Source organism: Nonomuraea rhizosphaerae (assembly GCF_019396405.1).
Classification (GTDB): domain Bacteria; phylum Actinomycetota; class Actinomycetes; order Streptosporangiales; family Streptosporangiaceae; genus Nonomuraea; species Nonomuraea rhizosphaerae.
Window position 1 is genome coordinate 1 of record NZ_JAHKRL010000332.1, and the last position, 4,821, is coordinate 4,821.

Below are 4,821 nucleotides of genomic sequence, written 5' to 3' on the forward strand. Positions count from 1 at the left end.
CTCGGCGGCGAGATCGACACCCTCGTCGCCGAGGAGGCGGCGTCGGCGCTGCGCCTGTCCCCCGCCGCCGCGACGCGCTACCTTCAGCGGTTGACGGACCCCGACGAGGGGCTGGTCGCCGACGGCCGCGCCGACGCCGGGTCACTGTCGACGATCCTGCGCCTGCGACGCCGGTACGGGCAGGCGCCCGCGTACGACCTGCTCGACCACGGCCTCGTCGACCATTGGGAGCCAGGGAAGGAGGACGATGAACGCTAACCCGTCCTCCCCGCCGACGCTCCGCGACGTGGCCGAGGCGGCCGGCGTCCACACCGCGACCGCCTCACGCGCCCTGAACCCCAAGACCCGGCAGCAGATCAGCGCCGAGACCGCCCGCCGCGTCATGCGGGCCGCCGAATCGCTCGGCTACCAGCCCAACTCGGTCGCCCGCAGCCTGAAGACCTCCCGCTCGGCCACCGTCGGCCTGGTCATCCCCGACCTGACCAACCCGCTGTTCCCGCCCATCGTGCGAGGCGTGGAAAGCGTCCTGGAGTCCGAGGGATACAACGTCTGGATCGTCAACACCGACAACGACGCCGAACGGGAACGCGCCAAGATCGAGTCGCTGCGCTCCCGCCAGGTCGAAGGCCTCATCGTCGCCACCGCCCGCCTGGAGCACCCCCTGCTGCGGCAGCTCCACGAGCAGGGCGTGACCATGGTCCTGGTCAACCGCCAGGTGGAGGACCTGCCCATCCCGGCCGTCACCGGCGACGACGCCACCGGCATCACCCTGGCGGTACGCCACCTGGCCGAGCTCGGCCACACCTCGATCGCCCACCTGGCGGGCCCGCTCGGCACGTCCACCGGACGGCTCCGCGCCCGGGCGTTCCGGCATGCCGTACGCGACCACGAGCTGCGCGACGACCCGGCGCTGACGGTCGAATGCGCCTACTGGAGCGAACACGACGGCGCCGCCGCCATGCGCTCCCTCCTGGACGACCGCCGCGACTTCACCGCCGTGGTGGCCGGCAACGACCTGATCGCGCTGGGCTGCTACGACGTGTTCGCCGAACGCGGCCTGTCATGCCCCTCCGACATCAGCGTGATCGGGTTCAACGACATGCCGTTCCTGGACAAGCTGCGCCCGCCGCTGACGACTGTCGCGGTGCCGCACCATGAGCTGGGGGCGGAGGCGGCCCGGATGCTGCTCGACTGCATCGGGGACCCTTCCCGCCCGGCCCGCTCACTGCTGCTCCCCGCGACCCTGGTCGTCCGAGGCTCCACCGCCCCGCCCATCACCCATTGACTCTGCCGCCCGCGCACTCCTCGGCAGCCGATCAAGCGACCAAAGGCAAGACCAGCGCGTATCCAGCCACAAAAGCCCGACGCCTCAGCCGCTTCCTGGGAGTAGCCCAAGAAATATTCGCGCCGATCGAAGACGTGAAGTCGATGGCGAACCTCGTCTACTCCGAGACGCAAGGCGTTCAGCCGCTGGTGCGCGGATTCGCCGGCATCGGGCGTTTCAACGAGGTCGCCAGCCAGCTGGTCCGGCGCCTGACCAGTCATCCCTGAAGTCTTCGAGCGATCCTCCACTCGCACCAGGCCCTAACGTTGACCTATGTCCGAAACGCCATCACGGGTCGAACTGCGCCCACTCACCCGCTCCGACCAGGACGAGTTCTGCTCCCTCGTACAGGCCAGCACCGACCTGCACCACCCCTGGATGCAACTCCCCGCCACCGCGGAGGAGTTCCAGTCCTGGATGCGTCGCTTCGACGACGGCACCAACCTGGGCTTCCTGATCTGCGTCCGGGAGACCGGCGCCCTCGCCGGCATGGTCAACATCAATTCGATCATCCGGGGCCGCTACCAGGGCGCCTCCCTCGGCTACGCGGCCTTCACCCCGTCCGCAGGGCGCGGTTACATGACCGACGGGCTCACCGCCGCCCTGCGGCACGCCTTCACCGACCTGCGGCTCCATCGGCTGGAGGCCAACATCCAGCCGGCGAACAAGGCGTCCCTGGCCCTGGTCCAGCGCCTGGGCTTCCGTTGCGAGGGCCTGTCGCCCGCCTACCTCTACATCGACGGCGCGTGGCGCGACCACGAGCGCTGGTCCATCACCGCACCGGCCCCCTGGCAAGCCCATCCCTCCCTTCCGGAGGTATGAGCCACGCGGCACCGCCCACAGGCCACGCGACTCCCCAAGGTCGGCTACTGAGCTTCAGCGAGTGAGGTCGCCGACGGCAAGGTGGCTCCGGGATCCGATCCCAGTGGATCGCCGCACAGCGATCCCACCACTGCCCGACGCCAGGGAAGGGGAAACGGTCTACTCTCAGGTGCCAGACGCAGCGACCTGCTGTCAGGCAAAGGAGGCCTGACACGGCCCTCCTCCGAACACCGGGAGTGTCCAACTTGATCAGGAAGTTCCCGGCGTCGGTGCTGGTGCTGGTGCTGGTAGGCCTGGCGAGCTGCACCTCCACGCCTCCAGCCGTGCGGCCCTCCGGGAAGGCCACGCATGCCACCCCGGCGCCCGAGCAAGGACGCCACCGGCCCATCTCAGGCCGGCCGCTCGGCCCCAGCGGAATCCGCCTGGTCGTCAGCACCTTCGGCAAGGCCGACCCGGCTCCGGCGGTGATGGACGTCGACACCAGCACCCTGACGCCCATCGTGGGCCTGCCGGCCCCGAACCCGGACCCGAAGGTCGCCGTCACCCCCTACGTCCGGGGCAGGCAAGCCTTCGTCGGGGTGTCCGGGGCGAAGCTCAACCAGGAGTGGGTGTACCTGCTCAAGGGCTCCCAGGCGCAGAAGCTGTCCAGCGGCTGGTCAGCGTTCCCCGCCTTCGACGGCTCGGGTTTCTGGGTCACCGACCAGCCGGTCTACGACGGCCCCTGCACCGTACGCAAGCTGACCGAGAACGGAAAGCTCCTGCGCCGCCCCCGCTGGACCTACTGCGGCGCGCTACCGACAAGCGACACCCGGTACGGCCTTCACACCGTCCACCAGCGTAGATCGCTCCTCCTGGCGCACGACAGCCTGCGCAAACTCGCCCAATATCCGCGGATCATGGCCTCGACCTCCCGCAAGCTGCTGGTACAACAGCAGGACAAGGACTTCGCCCTCGTGGACCCGGGCACCGGGAAGAAACAGCCGATCAACCGGCCGACCCGCTCGGGCGAGGCCTGGAACGGCGAGGTCAGCACCGATGGCAAGCACATCGCCGTCCTGTTCCTCGAACACAACGTGTCGGTGTACGAGTACCTCGACGTCTGGGTGCTGGACACCGAAACCCTGCGATGGACGCGCCTGCCGTCGATGCCCACACCCGCCGATCTCAAGACCCACAGGATGCTCTGGACGCAGGACGGCCGACTGGTACTGGCAGGGGCGTTCGTTACGACTCAGAACGCCTACCCACTGGAGAGCGACCTCGCCGGCATGATCGCCGTCTGGAGGCCCGGCGAGCCGACGCTGTCCGTCAAGCGGCTACCGGTGCCCTGGGCGACCCACCTGGAGATCCTCCCCTGAACAGGCCGAGCGCACAGACAGCCAGTCAGTACGCCGTCACCCGGCCGCCGGAGCATCAACGATCGACAGCCGAGTGCTAGCAATGTGATATCATCCAGCTATCATTCACAGCTGAGGCTCGTTGACTGCGGAGCTCATCATGAGCGCGAACACGGGCAAGGACACGGGCAAGGACACGTCCGCACGTGGCATCCACCAACGGCGGCGGTCGCGAACGCCCTCCCGACCCGACCGGTGGTGATCACGACCGATGGCTGATGACGCGGATGCGACAAGACCCCCGACAGGTTCCCGATGGTGGGCGGTGCCGTGGCCGGTGTGGCTGGTAGCCGCCCTGCTGGTCGCCGTGTTACTCAGCCTGTCGGCGGCGTACGGCTTCCACGGTGACGAGATGTACTTCGTGGTGGCGGGACGGCATCCGGCATTCGGGTACGTGGACCAGCCGCCGTTGACCCCGTTGCTGTCAGCGGCGTCGGTCGCACTCCTAGGAGTCTCACCGACGGCGGCCCGGATCCTGCCGACGCTGGAGATGGCCACGATCGTGGTGATCGCCGGGTTCATCACCCGCGATCTGGGCGGCTCCCGCCGGGCACAGGTGCTGGCCGCCGTGGCGACCGGCGTCTCGGGCTACATCGGCGCGGGACACCTGAACACCACCACCCAGCCCGACCTGCTGATCTGGGCGGTGATGATCTGGTTGCTGGTACGCCTGCTCGCCGGCGGGGACCGGCGACTGTGGCTGGCGGTGGGGCTGAGCGCAGGCATCGGCCTGGAGAACAAGGACACCCCGCTGTTCCTCGCCGCGGGCCTCGTCGTCGGCATACTCCTGTGCCGGCGCTGGGAAGTCCTCCGCTCCCCGTGGGCCTGGGCCGCGGCCCTGATCGCCACCGTGATGTGGATCCCGAACCTGGCATGGCAGGCCACGAACGGCTGGCCGCAACTGACGATGGCCTCACAGATCGCCGGATACGCGTCGGCGAACCGCGCCCAGGCCCTGCCGTTACTGTGGCTGTTCACCGGCCCCTTGCTGTTCCCGGTCTGCATCGCGGGCCTGGCCTGGGTCCTGGGATCACGAGCAGCCGCACCTTGGCGCCCACTCGGAGTGGCAGCCCTCGTGGCCATGGCCTTGGTCCTGATCAGCGGTGGCAAGGCGTACTACGCGATCGGCAGCACGGTGCTGTTCATGGCAGCCGGCGGCATCGTCCTGGACCGATGGATCGCCCGGGGCCACCGACGACTCAAGATCGCGGGCTTCGGCGCGGCAACCGCCGGCTCCGCCGCACTGATCGCGCTCCTGACCCTGCCGGTCCTGCCGGT

The 4,821-nt window shown here is 69.1% G+C and carries 6 protein-coding genes; all 6 read left to right on the plus strand.

The genetic code is table 11. The features are described 5' to 3' along the window. On the plus strand, positions 1-258 hold a 258-nt coding region (locus tag KME77_RS16690; RefSeq protein ID WP_219468158.1), incomplete at its 5' end, for a hypothetical protein. Continuing rightward, complete coding sequence (locus tag KME77_RS16695; protein WP_219468162.1) at positions 248-1,285, plus strand: LacI family DNA-binding transcriptional regulator; 1,038 nt, start codon at positions 248-250, stop codon at positions 1,283-1,285. The genes KME77_RS16690 and KME77_RS16695, both read left to right, overlap by 11 nt. After that, positions 1,282-1,551, plus strand: a complete 270-nt coding sequence (locus KME77_RS16700; protein ID WP_219468164.1) for a hypothetical protein — start codon at positions 1,282-1,284, stop codon at positions 1,549-1,551. The genes KME77_RS16695 and KME77_RS16700 overlap by 4 nt, the downstream gene beginning before the upstream one ends. Positions 1,552-1,597: 46 nt before the next feature. Beyond that, positions 1,598-2,146: a GNAT family N-acetyltransferase gene (locus tag KME77_RS16705; protein ID WP_219468167.1), complete on the plus strand. Its 549-nt coding sequence runs from the start codon at positions 1,598-1,600 to the stop codon at positions 2,144-2,146. Between the two features lie 245 nt (positions 2,147-2,391). Then, positions 2,392-3,504 (plus strand): hypothetical protein, encoded by a 1,113-nt coding sequence (locus tag KME77_RS16710; RefSeq protein ID WP_219468170.1) that lies wholly within the window; start codon positions 2,392-2,394, stop codon positions 3,502-3,504. A gap of 304 nt (positions 3,505-3,808) precedes the next feature. Further along, a partial coding sequence (locus KME77_RS16715) for a glycosyltransferase family 39 protein (protein ID WP_219468172.1) occupies positions 3,809-4,821 on the plus strand: 1,013 nt, incomplete at its 3' end.

Bases quoted from the DNA above. Each gene is read 5' to 3' on its own strand.
- KME77_RS16705 (WP_219468167.1), top strand. From the start codon at position 1,598: ATGTCCGAAACGCCATCACGGGTCGAACTGCGCCCACTCACCCGCTCC.
- KME77_RS16695 (WP_219468162.1), top strand. From the start codon at position 248: ATGAACGCTAACCCGTCCTCCCCGCCGACGCTCCGCGACGTGGCCGAG.